The organism is Enterococcus sp. 2201sp1_2201st1_C11_2201SCRN_220225 (assembly GCF_040925905.1).
GTDB lineage: Bacteria > Bacillota > Bacilli > Lactobacillales > Enterococcaceae > Enterococcus_C > Enterococcus_C asini_A.
This window is the reverse complement of the sequence record NZ_JBCOJC010000028.1, coordinates 15,847-34,846: the sequence shown is the minus strand read 5'-3', so window position 1 is coordinate 34,846 and position 19,000 is coordinate 15,847. Positions and strand designations below refer to the sequence as shown.

Annotated in this window: 19 protein-coding genes and 3 tRNA genes; 13 read left to right on the top strand and 9 right to left on the bottom strand. The window is 42.0% G+C overall.

From position 1 onward, the window contains the following. Positions 1-82 precede the first annotated feature (82 nt). Both AB5754_RS08770 and AB5754_RS08765 read left to right on the top strand, forming a co-directional pair. Positions 83-156 (top strand) — tRNA-Asn (locus AB5754_RS08770). 286 nt (positions 157-442) lie between these two features. Then, positions 443-1,090 carry an HAD hydrolase-like protein gene (locus AB5754_RS08765; RefSeq protein WP_368252488.1) on the top strand — a complete coding sequence of 216 codons (648 nt, stop codon included), beginning with the start codon at positions 443-445 and terminating at the stop codon, positions 1,088-1,090. Positions 1,091-1,178: 88 nt separating this feature from the next. Here AB5754_RS08765 and AB5754_RS08760 read toward each other — a convergent pair. Continuing rightward, positions 1,179-1,251, bottom strand: a tRNA-Thr gene (locus AB5754_RS08760). A 218-nt stretch (positions 1,252-1,469) separates the two neighbouring features. Here AB5754_RS08760 and AB5754_RS08755 point away from each other — a divergent pair. Then, positions 1,470-1,543, top strand: a tRNA-Asn gene (locus tag AB5754_RS08755). Between the two features lie 87 nt (positions 1,544-1,630). On the opposite strand, the gene AB5754_RS08750 is transcribed toward AB5754_RS08755, so the two are convergent. The 5 genes from AB5754_RS08750 to AB5754_RS08730 are packed head-to-tail and all read right to left on the bottom strand — an operon-like array spanning position 1,631 to position 5,304. Continuing rightward, entirely contained in the window at positions 1,631-3,007 is a 1,377-nt protein-coding gene (locus AB5754_RS08750; RefSeq protein ID WP_368252487.1) for a PH domain-containing protein, read from the bottom strand. Between the two features lie 21 nt (positions 3,008-3,028). Next, complete coding sequence (locus tag AB5754_RS08745) at positions 3,029-3,796, bottom strand: ABC transporter permease subunit (protein ID WP_368259551.1); 768 nt, start codon at positions 3,794-3,796, stop codon at positions 3,029-3,031. Then, on the bottom strand, positions 3,793-4,701 hold the full coding sequence (locus AB5754_RS08740) for an ATP-binding cassette domain-containing protein (RefSeq protein WP_368259550.1): 909 nt from the start codon (positions 4,699-4,701) through the stop codon (positions 3,793-3,795). Before AB5754_RS08740 ends, AB5754_RS08745 begins: the two co-directional genes overlap by 4 nt. After that, complete coding sequence (locus AB5754_RS08735) at positions 4,698-4,925, bottom strand: PLD nuclease N-terminal domain-containing protein (RefSeq protein WP_368251271.1); 228 nt, start codon at positions 4,923-4,925, stop codon at positions 4,698-4,700. The genes AB5754_RS08740 and AB5754_RS08735 overlap by 4 nt, the downstream gene beginning before the upstream one ends. Further along, positions 4,915-5,304 (bottom strand): GntR family transcriptional regulator, encoded by a 390-nt coding sequence (locus AB5754_RS08730; RefSeq protein ID WP_368251270.1) that lies wholly within the window; start codon positions 5,302-5,304, stop codon positions 4,915-4,917. The genes AB5754_RS08735 and AB5754_RS08730 overlap by 11 nt, the downstream gene beginning before the upstream one ends. A gap of 212 nt (positions 5,305-5,516) precedes the next feature. Here AB5754_RS08730 and AB5754_RS08725 point away from each other — a divergent pair, with 212 nt between their 5' ends. From AB5754_RS08725 to AB5754_RS08705, 5 genes are all read left to right on the top strand, one after another. Further along, entirely contained in the window at positions 5,517-6,845 is a 1,329-nt protein-coding gene (locus AB5754_RS08725; protein ID WP_368251269.1) for an aminopeptidase C, read from the top strand. Positions 6,846-7,232: 387 nt separating this feature from the next. Continuing rightward, positions 7,233-8,624, top strand: a complete 1,392-nt coding sequence (locus AB5754_RS08720; RefSeq protein ID WP_311832967.1) for an L-cystine transporter — start codon at positions 7,233-7,235, stop codon at positions 8,622-8,624. A 151-nt stretch (positions 8,625-8,775) separates the two neighbouring features. Next, positions 8,776-9,552 carry a tyrosine-protein phosphatase gene (locus tag AB5754_RS08715; protein ID WP_368251268.1) on the top strand — a complete coding sequence of 259 codons (777 nt, stop codon included), beginning with the start codon at positions 8,776-8,778 and terminating at the stop codon, positions 9,550-9,552. Positions 9,553-9,584: 32 nt separating this feature from the next. Continuing rightward, on the top strand, positions 9,585-10,400 hold the full coding sequence (locus tag AB5754_RS08710) for a fructosamine kinase family protein (protein ID WP_368251276.1): 816 nt from the start codon (positions 9,585-9,587) through the stop codon (positions 10,398-10,400). A 13-nt stretch (positions 10,401-10,413) separates the two neighbouring features. Beyond that, positions 10,414-11,154, top strand: a complete 741-nt coding sequence (locus AB5754_RS08705) for an acyl-ACP thioesterase domain-containing protein (RefSeq protein WP_311832969.1) — start codon at positions 10,414-10,416, stop codon at positions 11,152-11,154. A 54-nt stretch (positions 11,155-11,208) separates the two neighbouring features. Here the strand turns inward: AB5754_RS08705 and AB5754_RS08700 are convergent, their stop codons facing one another. Continuing rightward, positions 11,209-11,643, bottom strand: coding sequence for a GNAT family N-acetyltransferase (locus AB5754_RS08700; protein ID WP_368251267.1), 435 nt, complete (start codon positions 11,641-11,643; stop codon positions 11,209-11,211). Between the two features lie 23 nt (positions 11,644-11,666). Next, on the bottom strand, positions 11,667-12,635 hold the full coding sequence (locus tag AB5754_RS08695; RefSeq protein WP_311832971.1) for an asparaginase: 969 nt from the start codon (positions 12,633-12,635) through the stop codon (positions 11,667-11,669). A gap of 139 nt (positions 12,636-12,774) precedes the next feature. Between AB5754_RS08695 and AB5754_RS08690 the strand changes: the two genes are divergently transcribed. Beyond that, a complete protein-coding gene (locus AB5754_RS08690; RefSeq protein ID WP_368251266.1) occupies positions 12,775-13,611 on the top strand; it encodes a Cof-type HAD-IIB family hydrolase in 837 nt (278 codons plus the stop codon). Positions 13,612-13,655: 44 nt separating this feature from the next. Continuing rightward, complete coding sequence (locus AB5754_RS08685) at positions 13,656-14,165, top strand: HAD family hydrolase (RefSeq protein WP_368251265.1); 510 nt, start codon at positions 13,656-13,658, stop codon at positions 14,163-14,165. Positions 14,166-14,192: 27 nt separating this feature from the next. On the opposite strand, the gene AB5754_RS08680 is transcribed toward AB5754_RS08685, so the two are convergent. Further along, positions 14,193-15,542 (bottom strand): aspartate kinase, encoded by a 1,350-nt coding sequence (locus AB5754_RS08680; protein WP_311832974.1) that lies wholly within the window; start codon positions 15,540-15,542, stop codon positions 14,193-14,195. A 398-nt stretch (positions 15,543-15,940) separates the two neighbouring features. Between AB5754_RS08680 and ezrA the strand changes: the two genes are divergently transcribed. The 3 genes from ezrA (at position 15,941) to eutS (ending at position 18,910) form a co-directional block, all read left to right on the top strand. Further along, positions 15,941-17,662 carry a septation ring formation regulator EzrA gene (gene ezrA, locus AB5754_RS08675; RefSeq protein WP_311832975.1) on the top strand — a complete coding sequence of 574 codons (1,722 nt, stop codon included), beginning with the start codon at positions 15,941-15,943 and terminating at the stop codon, positions 17,660-17,662. Positions 17,663-18,102: 440 nt separating this feature from the next. Beyond that, a complete protein-coding gene (locus AB5754_RS08670) occupies positions 18,103-18,561 on the top strand; it encodes a EutP/PduV family microcompartment system protein (protein ID WP_368251264.1) in 459 nt (152 codons plus the stop codon). A gap of 1 nt (position 18,562) precedes the next feature. Beyond that, a complete protein-coding gene (gene eutS, locus AB5754_RS08665) occupies positions 18,563-18,910 on the top strand; it encodes an ethanolamine utilization microcompartment protein EutS (protein ID WP_368251263.1) in 348 nt (115 codons plus the stop codon). The last annotated feature ends 90 nt before the right edge of the window (positions 18,911-19,000 follow it).

Sequence of the window (19,000 nt, the reverse complement as noted above, 5' to 3'; positions counted from 1 at the left end):
CCGAACACAGAAGTTAAGCTTCTTAGCGCCGATTGTAGTGAAGGGTTTCCCTTTGTGAGAGTAGGACGTCGCCACGCATCATTCCGGCATAGCTCAGTTGGTAGTAGCGCATGACTGTTAATCATGATGTCGTAGGTTCGAGTCCTACTGCCGGAGTTCTTAAGACAGTTTTTACTGTCTTTTTTTTATCTTTACATTTTGGAAACTGGTAAATAATTCAAAGCTGTTTTCGTCATTTGGAGTACAAGTATATCGATAACCGCTTATAAATTTCATCTTTACTCGTCGACTGCTCATCGGCGAGTTTTTCTTTTTAATCGGGAGCAGGCCTTTAAAAAACGTATCGATTTTGATACTAGCTAGCTATATGGGGACTACCAGTTGTCTCAAAAGCGTGAATGAGGGTATAATGGCGAAGAGTAGGAAGAAATGAGGCAGATAGATGAAGTATTTATTTTTTGATTTAGATGGGACGCTGGTGGATTCTTCGGCGGGAATTTATAGTTCGATTGCTTATGCTTTGGGAAAAATGGCACGAGAACCTTTGGAACTGGCGGCTTTACGTCGGTTTATTGGCCCCCCTTTGTTAGATTCCTTTTTGGCTTTAGGAATGACGGAAAAAGAAGCAGAGGCGAGTGTGGCTTGGTACCGAGAGCATTACAAGCAGGGGGCTATGTTGCAAGTTCAAGTATATGAAGGAATTGAGGCATTGCTGAAGAATTTGGCAAGTAAAGAGGGCTATCAGTTACAAATCGCTACATCTAAACCAGAAATTTTTGCCAAGGAAATTTTGGCAGAGTTAGGCCTGGATCGTTATTTTAATGGAATTTATGGAGCGGATTTGGAAGGCGTTCGCCACAATAAAGCGGCGGTTTTGGCTTATGCCATGGAGAAGACACCAGGCGCTTTAGCGGAAAATAGTTGGATGATTGGCGATCGGGAGCATGATATACTGGGAGCTTTTACAAATGGCTTGCCGGCAGTTGGGGTACTCTGGGGATTTGGCAGCAAAAAAGAGCTAGAAGACGCCGGGGCGAGTTATTGTGCGGCGAATACAGCAGAGTTGCAAGCTTATTGTGAAAGATTATAAGCTGAATTTTACAAGAACAAAAGCTATGGTATTTTGAATGAATGAGACACGAAAAAACCTTTCAGAGAAATCTGAAAGGTTTTTTTAAAGCCACCTGTCGGATTCGAACCGACGACCTCTTCCTTACCATGGAAGCGCTCTACCTACTGAGCTAAGGCGGCATTTTTATTACGATTTGTTATCTCATTATCAAGCACAAATAGAATTATATGATAGCTGGCAAGGGAAGTCAACACTTTTTCATGAGATTTTGCGCTTTTTCCCAGACTGAAAACAAGGGGGAGGCAGTCCTTTTTTATTATCTGAATCTTTCAAAAAATAAGCCAAAAAGTGATTGTCAAAAACCGTCAATCTTGGTAAAATATTCTTATGAAATCATTCCGGCATAGCTCAGTTGGTAGTAGCGCATGACTGTTAATCATGATGTCGTAGGTTCGAGTCCTACTGCCGGAGTAGGTAGTCTTTTCCTGATGGGAAGAGGCTTTTTTTCTGCAAATAAAGAATGAGAATAGAGAAAGCTAGGCCGCAACCTAGCTTTCTTTATTTTGTTGCGGTTTGAATTTCTTGATACAAGGCAGTGGTTTTCTCTTCTTGGCTGCTAAAGTAGTAGTCGCGGTTTTTGGTCACCACATGTAAGTAAGGCTTTTTTTCAAGGGTTAGATAGAGGCTAGCCTTTTTGTCGGCTACTTTAAATTCTCCTGTCAAGTAGTGGTCGCCACCATAGCCGTTGGTGCGCACAGTTTTTTTGGGAAGTTTGTCCACCAGTTCCACGGACTGAATTTGGTTTAAAGGAATGCGACTTTCTTTAGCAAAAGGGGCGTCCAAGGTCAAGGTGTCGTAAGTGAGCTGGGCAGAAAAGCTATCTTTGACAAAATCCATCCGGTAAAGGGGAATCAAAGTGCCAATCATCAACCCAAAAATCGCAAGCAGGGTGCCAATGCCTAACACTTTGCCCATGGGACGACCTAGGTTAATACCAATATTTAACCCAATGCGATCGGGCACCATGATTCGGCTATCGTTAGGATTGTTATACATGGCAAAGCGCCAGTACTGGTCTTCCCCTGTATAGCGGTAGTCGGCTACTTGGTTCAAAAGTTGATCCTGACGTTTTCTCAAGTGGAGCAACATTCCGACTGTATATAGCAGAAAGCCACAAAGCAAAAGGGGAAAGAAAATGGCGAGAATAGTCGCCTGAAGCCCTTTGGTTTCCATACTCAGTTGAGGGAGGTATAAAAGAACCAGTAAAAAATAAGGCAAAGTGACCATCATCAAAGACCAAGTGTGCTTGGTGATATCGTTTAATTGCTGGTTAATGGTTGCTTCTTTGGTGATTGGGCGCACAGGAAGGCGTTTAATGGCAAACCATAAAGCCACAGATAAAATCCAGAACCCTAAAGCTGATGCGCTTAGTACTAGAAAATTATCCGCTTTGAGTTGCCAAAGCCATCCACAATAAAGCAAGGTCAAAACAAAAGCCGGCAGTAAAGCAATGAATGGAACTAATTTACGATTTTTAGCTTGAATAAGTTTCGTATCGATTACCACAGGCGCTACCGGCAATTGCCAGCCTTTTGCAACTTTTAAGTCGTGCATTTTGCGAATGTAGCGGATTTCCACGGCGTAACTGCCACCTAAGGCAAATAATAAACACAGCCAAAAACTGGTCATCATAAAAGATTCCTTGGATAAGAAAAACAAGCTAAGTCCTAATAGACAGCCTAGAATAGCTAAAATCCAGAGACTGCGACGGAATTTTTTGACTAAATTTAAGACAGCCGCATCCTCTAAGTGTTCTTTCGGGAGCGTGTTTTCGATGATTACTTGTTTATGAGCCTTGCCGGCGATGCCAATGGTAAAGGCCATGGCGACGTTAATTAGCACCAAGGTCAAGAAAAAAACGAGTTGTAAAGTCATGGTGGTCATTCCTTTCTAACATTAAAGAAGGCGTTTGGTAAAAATTTTCAAAGCACACCAGATGGATAACAGTAGCAATGTGACAGCGAGAATCACTGCTGGCAAACTGTCGGTAAAATCGCTAGCGCCGGTTAGCCATTTGGCATTTTCACTACCTAGGCTAAAGGGATTGTAGTGATTGATTTTTTGAAATAGATTGATTACAAGACTTGCGGCAAACATCAAGGCAAAATAAAACAAACTTTGCAAACCATTGTTGCTAACAGACGATGCGAGAATCAATAAAGCGCACAAGAGCAAGCCGTAAAGCCACAAAGGGATGACGGCACTCGCTAAATTCTGACTTAGATCATCGGTAAAAAAGTAGCGGGTATAGCCAAAACAAATTGCAAATGACAACCAGTACCCCCCAGTCCAAGTGACTCCGAGATAGGCGGCTTTGCCTAAAACCACGTTCCGGCGTTTTAAGCCTAGGGGAAATAAAGAAAGCAATGTGCCTCTTTCGATTTCTCCGGCTAACGTATCCCCGTACAACAAGACTAAAGCCAAGAGACCGAACTGACTGATATTTTTGAAAAACTGTCCCCAAGCATCCACGGAAGAAGGTTCGGGAAAAGTGATTTGGGTAGTATGGGGCAAGGCAGCTTTCATCAGTTCGGGAGTGAGTTTGGCAATCAATGGAGACATCATGCCGGCTGCGATAAAAAGAATGGCCAGAACCAACAAGCGTTTTTTTCGTAATGCTTCTAAGTGTTCTTTATGAAATTGACTGATAAATTGATGGTTCATCCTTGCACCACCTTTAAGAAAAGTTCTTCCAGACTTGGTTGCACCAGTTGAAAACCAGTAGGTACCAGCTGGGAGTGGGTTAATGTTGCTAGAATCTCATGGCCGGCTTTTGTAGGATCAGTAACCACAAGCACCACTTTGTTTTCAATTAATTTAGTGGGCCAGCTTTTTTCGGCGATGTTCTGAAATTGCCGGGCTTCTGCTTGTTGGTGAAAGGTCAGTTCGTAGGAATAACCACTGTGACTCGCTTTCAATTCTTCTAAGTTGCCGGCTAAGGCGATTTTTCCTTCATGTAAAATCGCCACTTGATCACAAATGGCCTCCACATCGGTTAATAAATGAGTGGAAAACAAAACAGTGGTTTGCCCTTTTAATTGTTGAAAAATCTCCAAGAAGGCTTTTCGGCCCAAAGGATCTAGAGCTGAAGTGGGTTCATCACAAATTAGTAAAGGGGGCTTGGTCAACAGCGCTTGCGCCAGTCCTAGACGTTGTTTCATCCCGCGGGAATAACTACCGATTCGCTTGTTTACTTGATCGAGTCCTACTTGTTGTAAGACCACTTGACTGCGTTCTTTAATTTGTCTAGAGCTCATACCAGCTGCGCTACCGGCATAGTGCAGTTGTTCTTTGGCTTTCATATAGGGATAAAAGCTGGGGACATCAGGTAAGTAGCCCACTTGCTGAGGCAAAGGCTTGCCGAAGAGAACCGGTTTGTCATAAAGGGTAACTTCTCCAGAATCGGCGGGCAATAATCCTAAAAGAATCTTTAACGTGGTGGTTTTCCCGGCACCATTTTCCCCTACAAAGCCATAGATACTGCCAGTGGGAATCGTTAAATCCAAGCCTTGTAAAATCCCTTTGCCAGCAAAGGACTTATTGAGTTGCTTTAAGGTAACAGCGTTCATTCTTCTTCTCCTTTGCCAATTGCAAAATACAAAATTGGGCCAATAAAAGAAAACAAGGCGCTGACTAAAGTCCAGACTAATTTATTACCTCGTTTGTAATGGGGATGACGCCACACATCCACAATGGCAAAAATCGCCAAGCCAAATTGTAAAATGATTAAGGGAATTAAGACAGGTAAATACTCTTGTAATGAGATGGTAGTAGAAGTAAGACTAGTCATCATGGTTTCCCCCTTCAAAATTTTGCCAAATGGTATCTATTGCACTTAATAAGCTTTCCTTTGTAATACCATGGAGTTTTCCCTGGGCCAAAAGCAGAGCCAGCATTTGATGAAGATCTGCTTCTTCTTTGGGAGTAAAGTCATCCGGCAGGCGTACGAGGGAGCCTTTGCGCCGATCGGTAATCAAATAGCCCTCGTCTTTTAACAGATTGTAAGCTTTGGAAATGGTCATGGTGTTCACACCTAATTCATCAGCTAACTGGCGTACCGTGGGCAATGACTCTCCTGGGGCTAATTCTCCTTTGGCAATACCCAGAATCACTTGATCTCGCAATTGTTGGTAAATGGGAATGACGGACAAAGTGTCAATTTCCAGTAACATAAAGGCCCTCCATTCTTTGTCTTGTTTGTATCGGTAAGTGTAATACATACAAGACAAAAACACAAGAAAAAGCCGTTGAGGAGTAAATTGCAAAGAATTTTCCCATTATTTGCACATTTATTGAAATTGCTTTTTAGAAGGGGTAGAATAGGCAAGTAAGCCTCCGAAAAATGATGAAAAACATTCGGTTGGCAGTTGAAAGGATGAAGAAAATGCCAGAAATTACGAAAGAAATGACGGCAGAATTTGCCAAAACTTATGAAACCAGCGCAAAAAATCAAGCACTAGCCCACAGTGTGATTAAAAATGGAATCACTGCTTCTGCTGAAAATATCGCAAGCCATGTGGAAAACGCGCCAATCTTTTCTGTAGACCTTGCTACCGGCGCAGTGGCAAACCAAAAACAATCCGGTCGTTGCTGGATGTTTGCAGCTTTGAACACTTTCCGTCATAAAATGCTAGAAAGCTTGAAATTAAAAGACTTTGAATTGTCCCAAAACTATACCTTCTTCTGGGACAAATATGAAAAAGCCAATTACTTCTATGAAAACATTTTGGCTACCGCTGACCAAGAGTTAACCAGCCGAGAAGTGGCATTTTTGTTGCAAATGCCTCAACAAGATGGCGGCCAATGGGACATGATTGTTTCCATTTTCCAAAAATACGGTGTGGTACCAAAAGCTGCAATGCCAGAAAGTGCCAACTCTTCTAACTCTCGGGATTTGAACAACTACTTGAATAAAAAATTACGAAAAGATGCCGTAACCTTGCGAGACATGGTGGCAGCCGGTAAAAACGAGGCTGAAATTCAAACTGCTAAAAAAGCGATGTTGGCAGAAATCTACAATTTCTTGCGCATTTCTTTAGGCACACCTCCAGAAACCTTTGATTTTGAATATCGTGATGAAGACAAGAACTATCACATTGACCAAAACTTGACTCCCCAAACCTTCTTTGAAAAATACGTGGGGGTAAACTTGGACGATTATGTCAGCATCATCAATGCCCCAACCGCTGACAAGCCTTACGATAAATCTTATACGGTTTCCATGCTAGGCAATGTGGTAGGTGGCAAACAAGTCAAATACTTAAATGTGGATATGGAAAGCTTCAAGAAATTGGCGATAGCTCAATTAGAAAGCGGCGAGTCCATTTGGTTTGGTTGTGATGTAGGCCAATCCTCTACTCGCGATACTGGTATCATGGCTTTAGACGCCTATGATATCAATGGCTTATTTGACATCGACTTCACCATGACTAAAGCAGAGCGCTTAGACTACGGAGAAAGCTTAATGACACACGCCATGGTCTTAACCGGTGTGGACATGGTAGACGGCAAATCCACCAAATGGAAAGTAGAAAACAGCTGGGGCGATAAAGTCGGTGAAAAAGGATTCTTCGTCATGAGTGATGCTTGGATGGATGAATACACGTACCAAATCGTCATCCGAAAAGAATTCTTAAGTGCCGAACAACTGGCAGCTTTTGAAGCCGAACCAAAAGTCTTGGCACCTTGGGATCCAATGGGCGCCTTGGCGTAACAAGGGCTACAGCTCCTAAAGCCTCCAAGGGGGCAAAAAAGGGCAAAATTATTTGCAGTGTAGACACAGTGATAAATTTCTTCCACCCCGATACAAATGGTATCGGGGTGTTTTGGTCTGGTTTTATTTTTGCTAATTTTCGTGCCAGATTCGTGGATAAGTAAGGAATTTACGGCTTGCCGAAATTTTAAAGGCATATCCAAAGACATTTTTCCCTACTTTCGTTATACTTAAATGCGTCACGAGGGCTTACTTACAAAAAGTATCAAAAAACAGGAATGATTCTGCTTGTAGCTGAGACTTCGAGTGAACTATTGAAGAATGGTCACTGGGAACCTTTACTTCCTTTGACGGACTTGTCATAAAAATTAGAAAGGATGTTACACTATGACAAATCTGCTCATCGTACTAATTTTAGCCGTGTTCGTGGCGGCGCTGTATGTCTTTTATCGTATGCAGCATAAACACGTGAAATTCTCCACCCGGGTCTTTACCGCGCTTTTTGCTGGGATTATCTTTGGGGGAGTATTGCAACTGATCTTTGGCACTAAGGATACTGTAGTGACGACAGCCTTGGAATGGATTGGTATTGTGGGACAAGGCTATGTGGCCTTCTTGCAAATGCTAGTGATGCCATTGGTTTTTGTTTCCATCGTGGGAGCTTTCACCCGAATGAAAGAATCCAATAAATTGGGAAAAATTAGTTTTTCGGTTTTAGGGATTTTATTGTCCACTACGGCAGTTGCCGCCTTAATCGGCATTGGGAGCACCATGCTTTTTGGCCTAGACGGTGCTTCTTTTACAGAAGGATCAGCTGAAACCGCTCGGATTGCGGAATTGGCAGAACGGCAAGCCCAAGTACAAGACTTGTCGATTCCAGAACAAATTGTCAGCTTTATTCCGAAAAATGTCTTTGCAGATCTTGCAGGAACCCGCTCTACTAGTACCATTGCCGTGGTAATTTTTGCGGCTTTTGTGGGAGTCGCTTATCTGGGCATTAAGCGTAAAGCACCGAAAGAAGCCCAGACCTTTGCGGATTTAATGGATAGCCTTTATAAAATTGTCATGCGTATTGTGACTTTGGTCTTGCGGTTAACGCCTTATGGAGTCTTTGCTTTGATGACCAACGTCTTAGCTTCTAGTGATTTTGATGCCATTTTGAATTTAGCAAAATTTGTACTGGCTTCTTATACTGCTTTGATTGCGGTGATGATCGTCCATCTGCTATTATTAGTTTTTGGCGCTCAAGTCAGCCCGGTTACTTATTTGAAAAAAGCCTTGCCAGCCTTGAGTTTTGCCTTTACTTCTCGTTCTTCTGCGGGCACCATGCCTTTAAATATCGAAACCCAAACCAAAGCCTTTGGAGTAGATGATGCTACGGCAAACTTTGCCGCAAGTTTTGGCATTTCTATTGGTCAAAACGGTTGTGCTGGTGTTTATCCGGCGATGTTGGCAACGATTGTGGCGCCAACAGTTGGTGTGAATGTCTTTAGTTTAGAATTTATTTTAATGTTAGTGGCCATTGTGACCATCAGCTCCTTTGGGGTTGCCGGTGTGGGAGGCGGCGCAACCTTTGCTTCTCTTATCGTCTTAGGCTCTATGAACTTGCCCATCGCCATTGTGGGCTTGGTTATTTCCGTGGAACCATTGATTGACATGGCCCGGACTGCCATTAATGTATCTGACAGCATGGTAGCTGGTATTGTCACCAGCGCGCGCTTGAAGGATTTGGATCGAGATGTGTTAAATAATCCCGAAGCCGTTATCGACGCCAATTAATTTCTTAGATGATGTTTAGCTCTGAAAGGAAAATTTCCTTTCAGAGCTTTTTTATCGACTTGGCTTTCGTAAAGCGTTTTGTCTTTCTTACTTTAGACGTACTAAAGCCATTCTGCTATACTCAATAGTAAACAGGTAAGGAGGGGATTGTATGGAAAGAATATTGCAACTAACCGGTGCGGCGAATGTGCGGGACTTAGGCGGTTACCCCAGTCAAAAAAGCCAAGTCCGCTTTCAAAAAGTGATTCGGGCCGCAGCCATCCATCAATTAACCCCAGCAGATAGCCAACAACTGGCTGATTATGGCGTAACTCAGGTAGTGGACTTTCGTTCGGCTAAAGAACGGGCCAAAGCACCAGATGCCAATATTCCCCAAGTGGAAAATATCAGTTTGCCGATTTTTCCAGAAAAAGAACAGACGACGGCCTCACCGGGTACTTTATTTGAACAAATCCAAGCGGGAATGGATGGGGCGACGCAGATGCGGGCGGTTTACCGTCATTTTGTGGAAGAGGAGTATTCCCGTAAAGCTTATCGCCGCTTTTTTGAGATTCTTTTGAACAATGATAAGCAAGGGGAAAGTGTCTTGTTTCATTGTACGGCTGGAAAGGATCGGACTGGGTTTGGCGCTGCGCTGATTTTAGCCAGTTTGGAAGTAGACCAAGACGAGATTGTTAAAAATTATTTAGAGACCAATCAAAATCTAGTAAAGACCACGGATCAAGTGCTAAAAGAAGCTCAAAGCAAAGGTGCTAGTGCGTTTATGCTGGCGGGAATTAAAGAAGTATTGGCTGCTAGAGAAGATTACTTAGCCGAAAGCTATGGGGCGATTCAGACTCATTACGGGGATATGACTGGATTTTTACACCAAGGCTTAGGGTTATCGAAACAAGATTTGTCGGATTTTCGGCAGTTGTATCGCGAGTAAGAGGAGGGAGTCAGATGGGAGTCAGACAGGTTATGGAAAAATTGGCGCTAAAGGGACAAGTGCTGCCAATTACCGGTGGGGATGTCAATCAGAATTTCCGAATTAATACGAAAGAAAAAAGTTATTTTTTAAAATTTCAACCCAATGGAAAACGGGATTTCTTTCCCGATGAAGTGGCGGGGTTAAAAGCGCTGGCACCTTTTGTAAACGTACCTCAAGTCTATGAGACTGGCCAAGTAGAAGCAGGCACCTATCTTTTAATGGAATGGGTGGAGCCAGAAGAGGGAGAACAGCGAGCTTTGGGGCAAGCTTTAGCACGGTTACACCGTCAAACTGGGAGGTCATTTGGTTGGCCTGAGGATAATTACATCGGCATATTACCCCAAGTAAATGCCCAAACAACAAACTGGCCTTTCTTTTTTATCACTTGTCGTTTAGATGTGCAAGTGGAGCTAGCCAAACTGCACAATGTTTGGACAAAAGAGCGGGAAGTTTCTTATTTACGTTTAAAGGAGTTTATCTTGGCGGATTGGACAGAGCGGAAAGTGATGCCTAGCTTGCTTCATGGTGATTTTTGGTCGGGCAATACCTTGTTTACTAAATCAGGTGAACCTTGCTTTTTAGATCCCGCCGTCAGTTTTGGAGACCGAGAACAAGATATCGCCATGAGCCAACTTTTCGGCGGTTTCAGTTCCGAATTTTTAGCCGGGTACTTGGCAGAATTTCCATTGCCTTCTGGTTGGGAAGCCCGCCAAGAAATCTATCAACTGTATTACCTTTTGGTCCACTTAAACCAATTTGGGGAAAGCTATGGTCAGCAAGTCGATCAAATTTTAGCAAATTACTAGGAGTGAAATTGTTTTGGGAAAAAAGTATTCAGAAGAACATAAAGTAGCCTACTACGAATGTGATGTTACCGGTCAAATGACCCAGCCCGCCATGTTAGCCGTGGCAATTGAAATTTCCGAAGCGCAAAGTGCCGCACTAGGCCGGGATTCTGCCTTTGTCCAGAGCCTAGGAGTAACCTGGATTATTACCAATTATCAAATCACTTACAACCGATTGCCTAAAGCTTTGGAGAAAATTACCGTGTCCACCATGGCTATGGAATACAATAAATTCTTTTGTTATCGGAATTTTTGGCTGACGGATGAACTCGGCAATGAATTGGTAAAAATCGAAGCAGTCTTTGCATTAATGAGCCTTGAAACCCGAAAAATGGCAGCGGTGGCTGAAGAAATCATTGCCCCTTATGGCAGTGAAAAAGTCAAAAAAATTCGTCGCTATCCTAAACTTACTAAAGTGGAAGGCGATAGTTACCAACCTTATCGCGTGCGTTTTTATGACATCGACAACAACCATCATGTGAATAATGCGGTGTACTTCACTTGGATTTTTGATGTATTAGGCTACGACTTTTTAGCTAGCCATACACCAAAAAGTACCGCTATTCGTTTTGAAAAAGAAGTGGAGTACGGCAATCAAGTGGAAAGCCATTATCAAATTGTGACAAGAGAAGACGGTGCTATTGAAACCCGCCATGAGATTCGCTGTGGTGATGTAGTTAGCTGTGAAGCGAATATTGTTTGGGAAGCAAATTAACTTTCTCAAAAAATGGGGTAGGGGACTTTATTAAAAGTTCCCTACCCCATTTCGTTAAGCTTGATGCCACTTCATAAGATATTCTTTTTCTTGAGTGGCGAGATCTAATTGACTCTCTTGGATACCAAAGCCATGGCGTTGGTAAAAAGCTATAGCTCGGCTGTTTTTTTGATAAACGGTGAGCGTCAATTCAGAGTGAAGTCCTTGGCTATGGCGTAGTAATTTGCCACCAATACCTTGATTTTGAGCGAGCTTAGTTACAAATAATCCGGCCAAATAATTGTCCATAAGACCGATAAAGCCGAGTAGTTCACCATTTACTTCATAGAGCCAGAGTTGACTTTCTAACATCGCTTCCTTCGCGGCTGTCTGCTGGCTTTGCCAATAGCTAGCAGGAATATAATCGTGGGTGGCAAGATTTCCTTGTAACCAAAGGCTCATCACGTGATCCATGTCGGTTACTTGGGCTTGACGTATTTGAGTAATCATGGCATTCTCCTTAATTATTAGACTCAGCTTTCCATAAAATGTACTAATTCCTCCCGACTTAAATCGCGATTTAACGCCACTAATAATTTCAAGCGGGCTTTTTGAGAGTTGATGCTATTGCAAAAGATTACCCCCATCTCTTGTAGTTGTTGGCCACCGCCATCATAATCATAAACCGGCTCGGCAATGCCGTTAAAACAGCGGGAAACCAAAACCACCGGTAGTCCTGAGGCAATCAATTTTTGCAAAGGCGGGACCGTAGCAGGCGGCAAATTGCCCGCCCCCAGCGCTTCTACCACCAATCCATTTAAAGGGCTTTGGGCCAATGTTTCTAAAAAATCTCCTTGCATCCCGGTATAAGCTTTAATAATCGGCACGAGCCCTTTCATTTGGTCTACGTCTAGCCGTGGTGTTTCCAAAAGCTCTTGTAAAAAGAGAATCCGTTTTTTCGAGACTAAGCCAATGGGGCCTAATGTAGGGGTGCGAAAGGTGGCTACATTGGTGGTATGGGTTTTGGTCACATAGCGTGCAGAATGAATCTCGTCATTCATCACTACTAAAACGCCTTTGTCCACAGCTTCTGAACAAGCCGCCACTCGAATGGCACTTTCAAAGTTATACAAACCGTCACTGCCTAATTCATTAGAAGAACGCATGGCGCCAGTGATCACGATGGGCAGAAGATTGCCAATGGTAGTGTCGAGGAAAAAGGCGGTTTCTTCCAACGTATCGGTCCCATGAGTGATGACGATACTTGAAAAGCCCGCCAATTTTGCCAATTGAATCCGTTCTTTTAACTGGAGCATTTCCTTTGGGGTAATATGGGGGCTGGGAAGATTAAAGATATCTTCTACCACTAGTTCTACGTCATCGGGAACGGTTATGGGTGCACTCATTAGAGGATTGGCCGCTCCGGGAGCAACTTTTTTTGTTAAAGAATCCTCTTCCATGGCGATGGTGCCACCAGTGTGAAGGACTAATATTTTTTTCATAAAATTCACCTGCTTTGTCTGTTTTCAGTGTCATTGTAGCATGATTTATCAGAAATAAGCAGAATCATTATCGAAATATGGCTTTTTCTGTCTTTTGTCGCCATTTTTGATATGATAGACAAAAAGGGGAGGGGTAGATGTGATCAAAGCCATTTTTTTTGATATCGATGGAACGCTGTTGACTTCCATGGGCAAAGTGCTTCCTTCGACTAAGCAAGCAGTCGCTAAAGCCCAATCCCAAGGAATCTATGTAGGAGTCGCCACTGGTAGAGGCCCAAGCTGGGTCAAGAAGCTGACAAAAGACCTTGATTTGGATATGTGGGTGACCTATAACGGCCAACTGGTTTCGGAAAAAGACAAGTTGCTGTTTACCAGATCTTTTGAACCTGAGGCTTTGCAACAAATCATCACTTATGCCGATCAAAAGGACTTGTCTTTAAGTTTTGGAGCGCAAGATCATATCGCCGGCAGTCGTTTGATGAATTTAGGTCAGTCCGTTTTGATTCAACGTCTGGTTCGCTTTTTGCCTAAGAGGCTTCCGGTGAAACCAGCCAAAAAGCTTTTACAAGCGGGGCATTTTTATCGCTCGGAAACCCATTACCAAGATTTATCCATTTTAAATGAGCCGATTTATCAATGTATGATGCTCAATCCTGAATCAGAAGATGAAAAAGTAGCCACTGCTCTGAGCCAGTGTGATCTGTTACGCTCCAATCATTTTTCAGTGGATTTGGTGCCTAAGGGTGGTTCCAAATTTAAAGGGATTCAAGTCTTTATGGCAGAAAAAGGACTAAAAGCTGAGGAAGTTATGGCTTTTGGGGATCATCAAAATGATATTGAAATGCTAAAAGGTGTCGGTCTCGGTGTGGCTATGGGCAATGGCAAGCAGGTGACCAAAGAAGCGGCCGGCTATGTGACGGATTCGAATAATTTAGATGGGATTTTCAAAGCACTGAAATATTTTGAAATTATTTAGGAGGAATTATTCTGGAACAATCAGCAGATTTAACACCTTTTGAGATGAGTGAGGCTTTCCATGAAGTTTTTGACCCACGAAAACCAGCAGTACCCACTGCTTTTTCAGCAAAAGAAGCCTTGCATAGAGCTGACTTTAAAGTGGAAGAACTAGTGGAATTTCTTTTTGCCACTGCTAGTACCAAGGAAGAATTTCAAGCTCAAGTCAACGGCCTACATCATGCTTTAGATAAAGCTCAGGAGAAGATTTTAAGTAAGCAACAAGCAAATTGTCCTCAACCTGATCCCTTAGTGGCCCAAGCGGATGCTTTAGTGGATTTATTGTATTTAACCTATGGCAGTTTTTCACTAATGGGAGTGGATCCACAACCTTTAATGAAAATCGTCCACGAAGCCAATCTGGGTAAATTGTTTCCCGATGGCAAGCCTCACTATGATCCCGTGACCAATAAAGTCTTAAAACCGGAAAACTGGGAGGCTGATTTTGCTCCCGAAGAAAAAATCGCCGCAGAACTAGCCCGGCAAATGGCAGAAAAAAAGCGCAATTCCCAATAAAGGGGAGTTGCGCTTTTTCACCTTTTACTAATCAAAAAAGGTATAATACAATGTCCGAATTGCCAATTTTTCCTGTTCTTTATGAATCCCAAACATAATGGAAACTTCAGAAGAGCCTTGGTTAATCATTTCCAAGTTAATCCGTTTGCGGGCTAGTGCGGCGGTGCTTTCCGCGGTAATCCCCACACGTTGGCGCATACCTTCACCAACTACCATAATCATGGACAGGTCGTGGGTGATTCGCAGTTCATCAGGATCAATTTCATAGGCAATTTTGCGCATGAGTTGTTCTTGCAAATCCTCATCTAGCTGATTGCTACGGATGACAATGGAGATGTCGTCAATTCCAGAAGGCATGTGTTCATACCCAATGCCAAATTCTTCTAAAATGGTTAAGACGCGCCGGGTAAAACCGACTTCTCTATTCATTAAGTACTTGCTGATGTAAATCATGCTGAACCCTTCATCACTGGCAATACCCACCACTGGTTTTTCTGTCAAATCTCGTTCAGGAATAATTTTGGTGCCCCGACAGTTGGGATTGTTGGTGTTTTTAATCACCACGGGAATCTTAGCCCGAAAAGACGGCATCAAAGCTTCGTCATGGAAGACGGTAAAGCCCGCATAGGCCAATTCCCGCATTTCCCGATAGGTTAATTCTTTCATGATTTCTGGTTTGTGGACATAACCGGGATGTGCGGCGAAAATTCCATCCACATCGGTGAAGTTTTCGTAAAGGTCAGCTTTGACCCCAGCGGCCACAATGGAACCACTGATGTCGGATCCTCCTCGAGAGAAAGTACAAATATTGCCTTCTTCCGTGTAACCAAAGAAGCCGGGAATTACCAAAACAGCATCGGAATTCGCCCATTTTTTGATTTGATGATAGGCTTTATATAACACCCGAGCATTTCCTGGTTCATCAGAAACCAAAATACCCAAATCTTTGGGATTCACATAACGAGCTTTAATATTTTGGGCTTGTAAGATGCCCGCAATCAATTTTGCATTATTGTCTTCCCCGCGTGAAAGAATGTGATCGTAAAGATGGGGATTGTTTTCGATGGGCAAATTCGCCACTGACTCTAAATCAATACGAATGGCAGCCAAGTGTTCTTCGTCTACTTCAAAAGCTTCGCCGATTTCCAAATAGCGACTAAAAATTTCTTCCACAATCGGAGTTAGACTTTTTCGCGCCAATTTAGCTTCATACAGCTGAATCAATAAATCCGTAACTTTAATGTCTTCACTGGTGCGTTTTCCCGGTGCCGAAACCACGACAAACCGTCGTTCTTCATCACTTTTGACAATATTCACCACTTTAGCAACTTGTTCACTGGATGCTAATGAGCTACCGCCAAATTTAATAACTTTCATTTTGTTCCCCCCAAGTGTAGAAAAAAGCGGATACCCCAACCGCCTTTTGCCGATGTATTATTTTTAAGAGTACAAAAATAATAGAGAAAAAGCAAGGTATATCCGATAAATTGTGAGAAAATTTCGAATTGTAGTCGTGTCTTATGAAATTTTCTCAAAATTTTTGGGGATTTTAAAATGAAAGAGAAGGAAAAAGCGGACGTTCCCTTTTATAAAAAAACAAAACTTTTTCGTGAATCTTAATGCGACACCAAAGCCTTTATGCTATAATCTAGCGTAGATGCCTTTTGGGCTGAGGTGGCATTTGCGTCATCGAAAAGCGATTTACTACCATAAATAAATCTAATTCCCTCAAGTGGGGATTGAACTGGATATTTTGAATGCGGAGGAGACCATCCATGTCTACACAAGTTATCGTCGGAATCATCATTTTCATCATTGTGGTTGCTGCTGTTTTATATGGCGTCGGCTTTTTTATGCGGAAAAAGAACCAAGAAAAATTACAGGCCTTGGAAAAGCGGCGAGAAGAACTCTTTGATTTGCCTGTGTTAGAAGAAATTGACGATGTGAAAAAAATGCATCTGGTCGGCCAAAGTCAAAATACATTCCGGGAATGGAATCAAAAGTGGACAGATATTTCCACCTCTTCCTTTGCTGAATTGGAAAGCCAAATCTTTGAAGTAGAAAGCTTAAATGAAACCTTCCGTTTTGTAAAAGGAAAAACCGCGATTGGCGATGCGGAAGCGACTATGAATCAAATGGAAACCGAAGTGGAAGAAATCCGTGCAGGTCTGCGGGAGTTGCGGGAAAGTGAAGAACGCAATTCCTTAGAAGTTCAAAAAGCGTTGGATGTGTACGAAGAGTTGAAAAAAGAACTTCGGGAAAACGGGGATGCCTATGGTCCTGCTTATCCTGAATTGCAAAAACAATTGAAAAATGTGGAAATTGAATTCACACAATTTGTTACATTAAACACTTCTGGCGATCCAGTGGAAGCTAGAGAAGTGTTGGAACAAGCCGAAACCCATACTTATCAACTAGAAGATACCATGAAACGTGTACCAGCCATCTTTACAGAATTAAATGAAGACTTCCCAAGCCAATTAAAAGAAATCAAAGAAGGCTACAAAAAATTACTTGCTGACAATTATGTATTTCCTGAAGAAGACTTTAAAGGAGATATTGAGCGAGTTGAAAAGCGAGTGGAAACTTCTAAAGAAGACTTGGCGAAAGTCGAATTGCAAACTGTGGAATTGGCAAACCGAGACACAGCCCATGCCATTGACGACTTGTACAACGTGATGGAACGGGAAATCAATGCGCGTAAATACGTGCGGAAAAACCGGGCAGTCATTGAAGAATACATCCAACATGCTTATAAAAACAATCGTCAACTGTTAATTGAAATTGACCATACCTCTCAAAGTTATACCTTGAATCACAATGAACTAGGCAAAGTTCGCGGTTTCCAACAAGAAATCGAAGAACTAAACCGACGTAAAAATGATCTTAATCCATTAATGGATGCCAACAATATTCCATATTCTGAAGTCCAAACATTCTACAAAGATGCTTATAAGATTTTAGACGATGTGGAAAGTCAACAAGTAGTCATCGACACTGGCTTGCGGGAAATGCGCCAAGGAGAAAGCGAAGCCCAAGAAAAAGTGGAACAATTTGAATTCCGCTTACGGAACTTGAAACGCTACGTGGAAAAACAACGCTTACCAGGACTGCCGGGAGAATATTTGGAACACTTCTTTATGGCGACAGACCGAGTGGAAGACTTAAGCAAGTCCTTAAACAAAATTCGGGTGAACATGGTGGAAGTCAATGCTTTGGTGGAAGCCTGTGAAACAGACATCAAAGCCTTGGAAGCCAAAACCAATGATTTAGTAGATGCCGCAGCTCTAACCGAACAAATGATGCAATACGCCAACCGCTATCGTCATTCTCATTCAGAAATCAAAGCAGCCATTGACCACAGTTTGACGCTCTTCCAAAAAGAGTACAAATATCAAGAATCATTAGATGAAATTGGTCAAGCTTTAGAACGAGTGGAACCCGGTGCTTTCAAACGGATTGAGACATTTTATTTTAACAATCGGGATTTAGTGTAAGAAAAGATTGGACAACTGGAATTCAATTTCAGAACATATAGAAATACCGTTTCAAGTCGTTTTTTGTGACTACTTGAAACGGTATTTTTTATTTATCGTTAACTATAGGTAACTTTCTTAATTTAGTTGGAGTAGCGGGACTATCTTGGCTTGAGGGTAGAAAACGGCAGAGAAAATTAAAATTTTAGAAGAAGTCAAAATGTTCCTATTCATAAATTTTTGAAGGTTTGTTGAGCAATTTTGTACTAATAAAGCAAAATAGTCATGATTTTGGACGTATTGTGAGGAGAAAATTTTCTTGAATGATTAATTATTTCATTTTAGTTGAATCTAATACGATTTAGTGGATTACTCTCTAGCAAGAATTATCTTTAGCAAAATATGCTATGATATGAGCAGAAAAAAGGCTACATTCTGGATAGCAGAGGGGAGATGAGTAAATGAAAAAAATCATTTTAATGGGAGCCGTTGGTTGTGGCAAGACTACTTTGTCCCAGGCTTTGCATGGCGAAGCATTGACTTATAACAAAACTCAAGCAGTCTCGTATACGCCAGAGATTATTGATACACCTGGAGAATTTATTTTGCATCGTCAATATTATAGTGCATTATCCGTTACTGCAGCAGATGCGGAAATAATTGGTTTAGTTCAAAGCGTTCAAGAACTGGAACAAGTTTTCTCTCCAGGTTTTGCTTCGATGTTTTCAAAAGAAGTAATTGGAATTGTGAGTAAGGAAGACTTAGCTGATAGTAAAGAACAAGTTCAATTAATAAAAAAACAGCTACTAAGTGCTGGTGCAACACGGATATTTATCTCTTCTGCAGTCGATGGTCGGGGGCTAAGGGAGCTTGAAGACTATTTGGAACTTAATAGCCAAGAAGAAAGGATTGAAAATTAAAATGGAAGAAACAAAACGAATGATTCAAGAATATGTGCCTGGTAAGCAAGTAACCATGGCACATATCATTGCAAGTCCAAATCGAGAGTTGTATCAGAAACTTGGTTTACAGGAGAATCATGGAGATGCGTTAGGTATTATGACCATTACCCCTAGTGAAGCAGCAATTATTGCAGTTGATATTGCAACTAAAAGTGGAAACGTTGAAATCGGCTTTATCGACCGTTTTTCAGGATCGGTGGTAGTTACTGGGGACGTTGGTTCTGTAGAAGAGGGGCTGAAAGCTGTCTTAAAAGGCTTGAAAGATATCTTAAACTTTACGATTACTTGTGGGATTACGCGAACGTAGGAATAAATTTAGCTATCATGAGATATTTGCTAAATTTGTTTGAAATGTTTAAAAAAGGAATATACTTCTGTTAAAATAATTTTGGGTGAT

Coding starts and splice junctions, on each gene's coding strand:
- AB5754_RS08765 (WP_368252488.1), top strand. CDS start 443: ATGAAGTATTTATTTTTTGATTTAGATGGGACGCTGGTGGATTCTTCG.
- AB5754_RS08750 (WP_368252487.1), bottom strand. CDS start 3,007: ATGACTTTACAACTCGTTTTTTTCTTGACCTTGGTGCTAATTAACGTC.
- AB5754_RS08745 (WP_368259551.1), bottom strand. CDS start 3,796: ATGAACCATCAATTTATCAGTCAATTTCATAAAGAACACTTAGAAGCA.
- AB5754_RS08740 (WP_368259550.1), bottom strand. CDS start 4,701: ATGAACGCTGTTACCTTAAAGCAACTCAATAAGTCCTTTGCTGGCAAA.
- AB5754_RS08735 (WP_368251271.1), bottom strand. CDS start 4,925: ATGATGACTAGTCTTACTTCTACTACCATCTCATTACAAGAGTATTTA.
- AB5754_RS08730 (WP_368251270.1), bottom strand. CDS start 5,304: ATGTTACTGGAAATTGACACTTTGTCCGTCATTCCCATTTACCAACAA.
- AB5754_RS08725 (WP_368251269.1), top strand. CDS start 5,517: ATGCCAGAAATTACGAAAGAAATGACGGCAGAATTTGCCAAAACTTAT.
- AB5754_RS08720 (WP_311832967.1), top strand. CDS start 7,233: ATGACAAATCTGCTCATCGTACTAATTTTAGCCGTGTTCGTGGCGGCG.
- AB5754_RS08715 (WP_368251268.1), top strand. CDS start 8,776: ATGGAAAGAATATTGCAACTAACCGGTGCGGCGAATGTGCGGGACTTA.
- AB5754_RS08710 (WP_368251276.1), top strand. CDS start 9,585: ATGGAAAAATTGGCGCTAAAGGGACAAGTGCTGCCAATTACCGGTGGG.
- AB5754_RS08700 (WP_368251267.1), bottom strand. CDS start 11,643: ATGATTACTCAAATACGTCAAGCCCAAGTAACCGACATGGATCACGTG.
- AB5754_RS08695 (WP_311832971.1), bottom strand. CDS start 12,635: ATGAAAAAAATATTAGTCCTTCACACTGGTGGCACCATCGCCATGGAA.
- AB5754_RS08685 (WP_368251265.1), top strand. CDS start 13,656: ATGAGTGAGGCTTTCCATGAAGTTTTTGACCCACGAAAACCAGCAGTA.
- AB5754_RS08680 (WP_311832974.1), bottom strand. CDS start 15,542: ATGAAAGTTATTAAATTTGGCGGTAGCTCATTAGCATCCAGTGAACAA.
- ezrA (WP_311832975.1), top strand. CDS start 15,941: ATGTCTACACAAGTTATCGTCGGAATCATCATTTTCATCATTGTGGTT.
- AB5754_RS08670 (WP_368251264.1), top strand. CDS start 18,103: ATGAAAAAAATCATTTTAATGGGAGCCGTTGGTTGTGGCAAGACTACT.
- eutS (WP_368251263.1), top strand. CDS start 18,563: ATGGAAGAAACAAAACGAATGATTCAAGAATATGTGCCTGGTAAGCAA.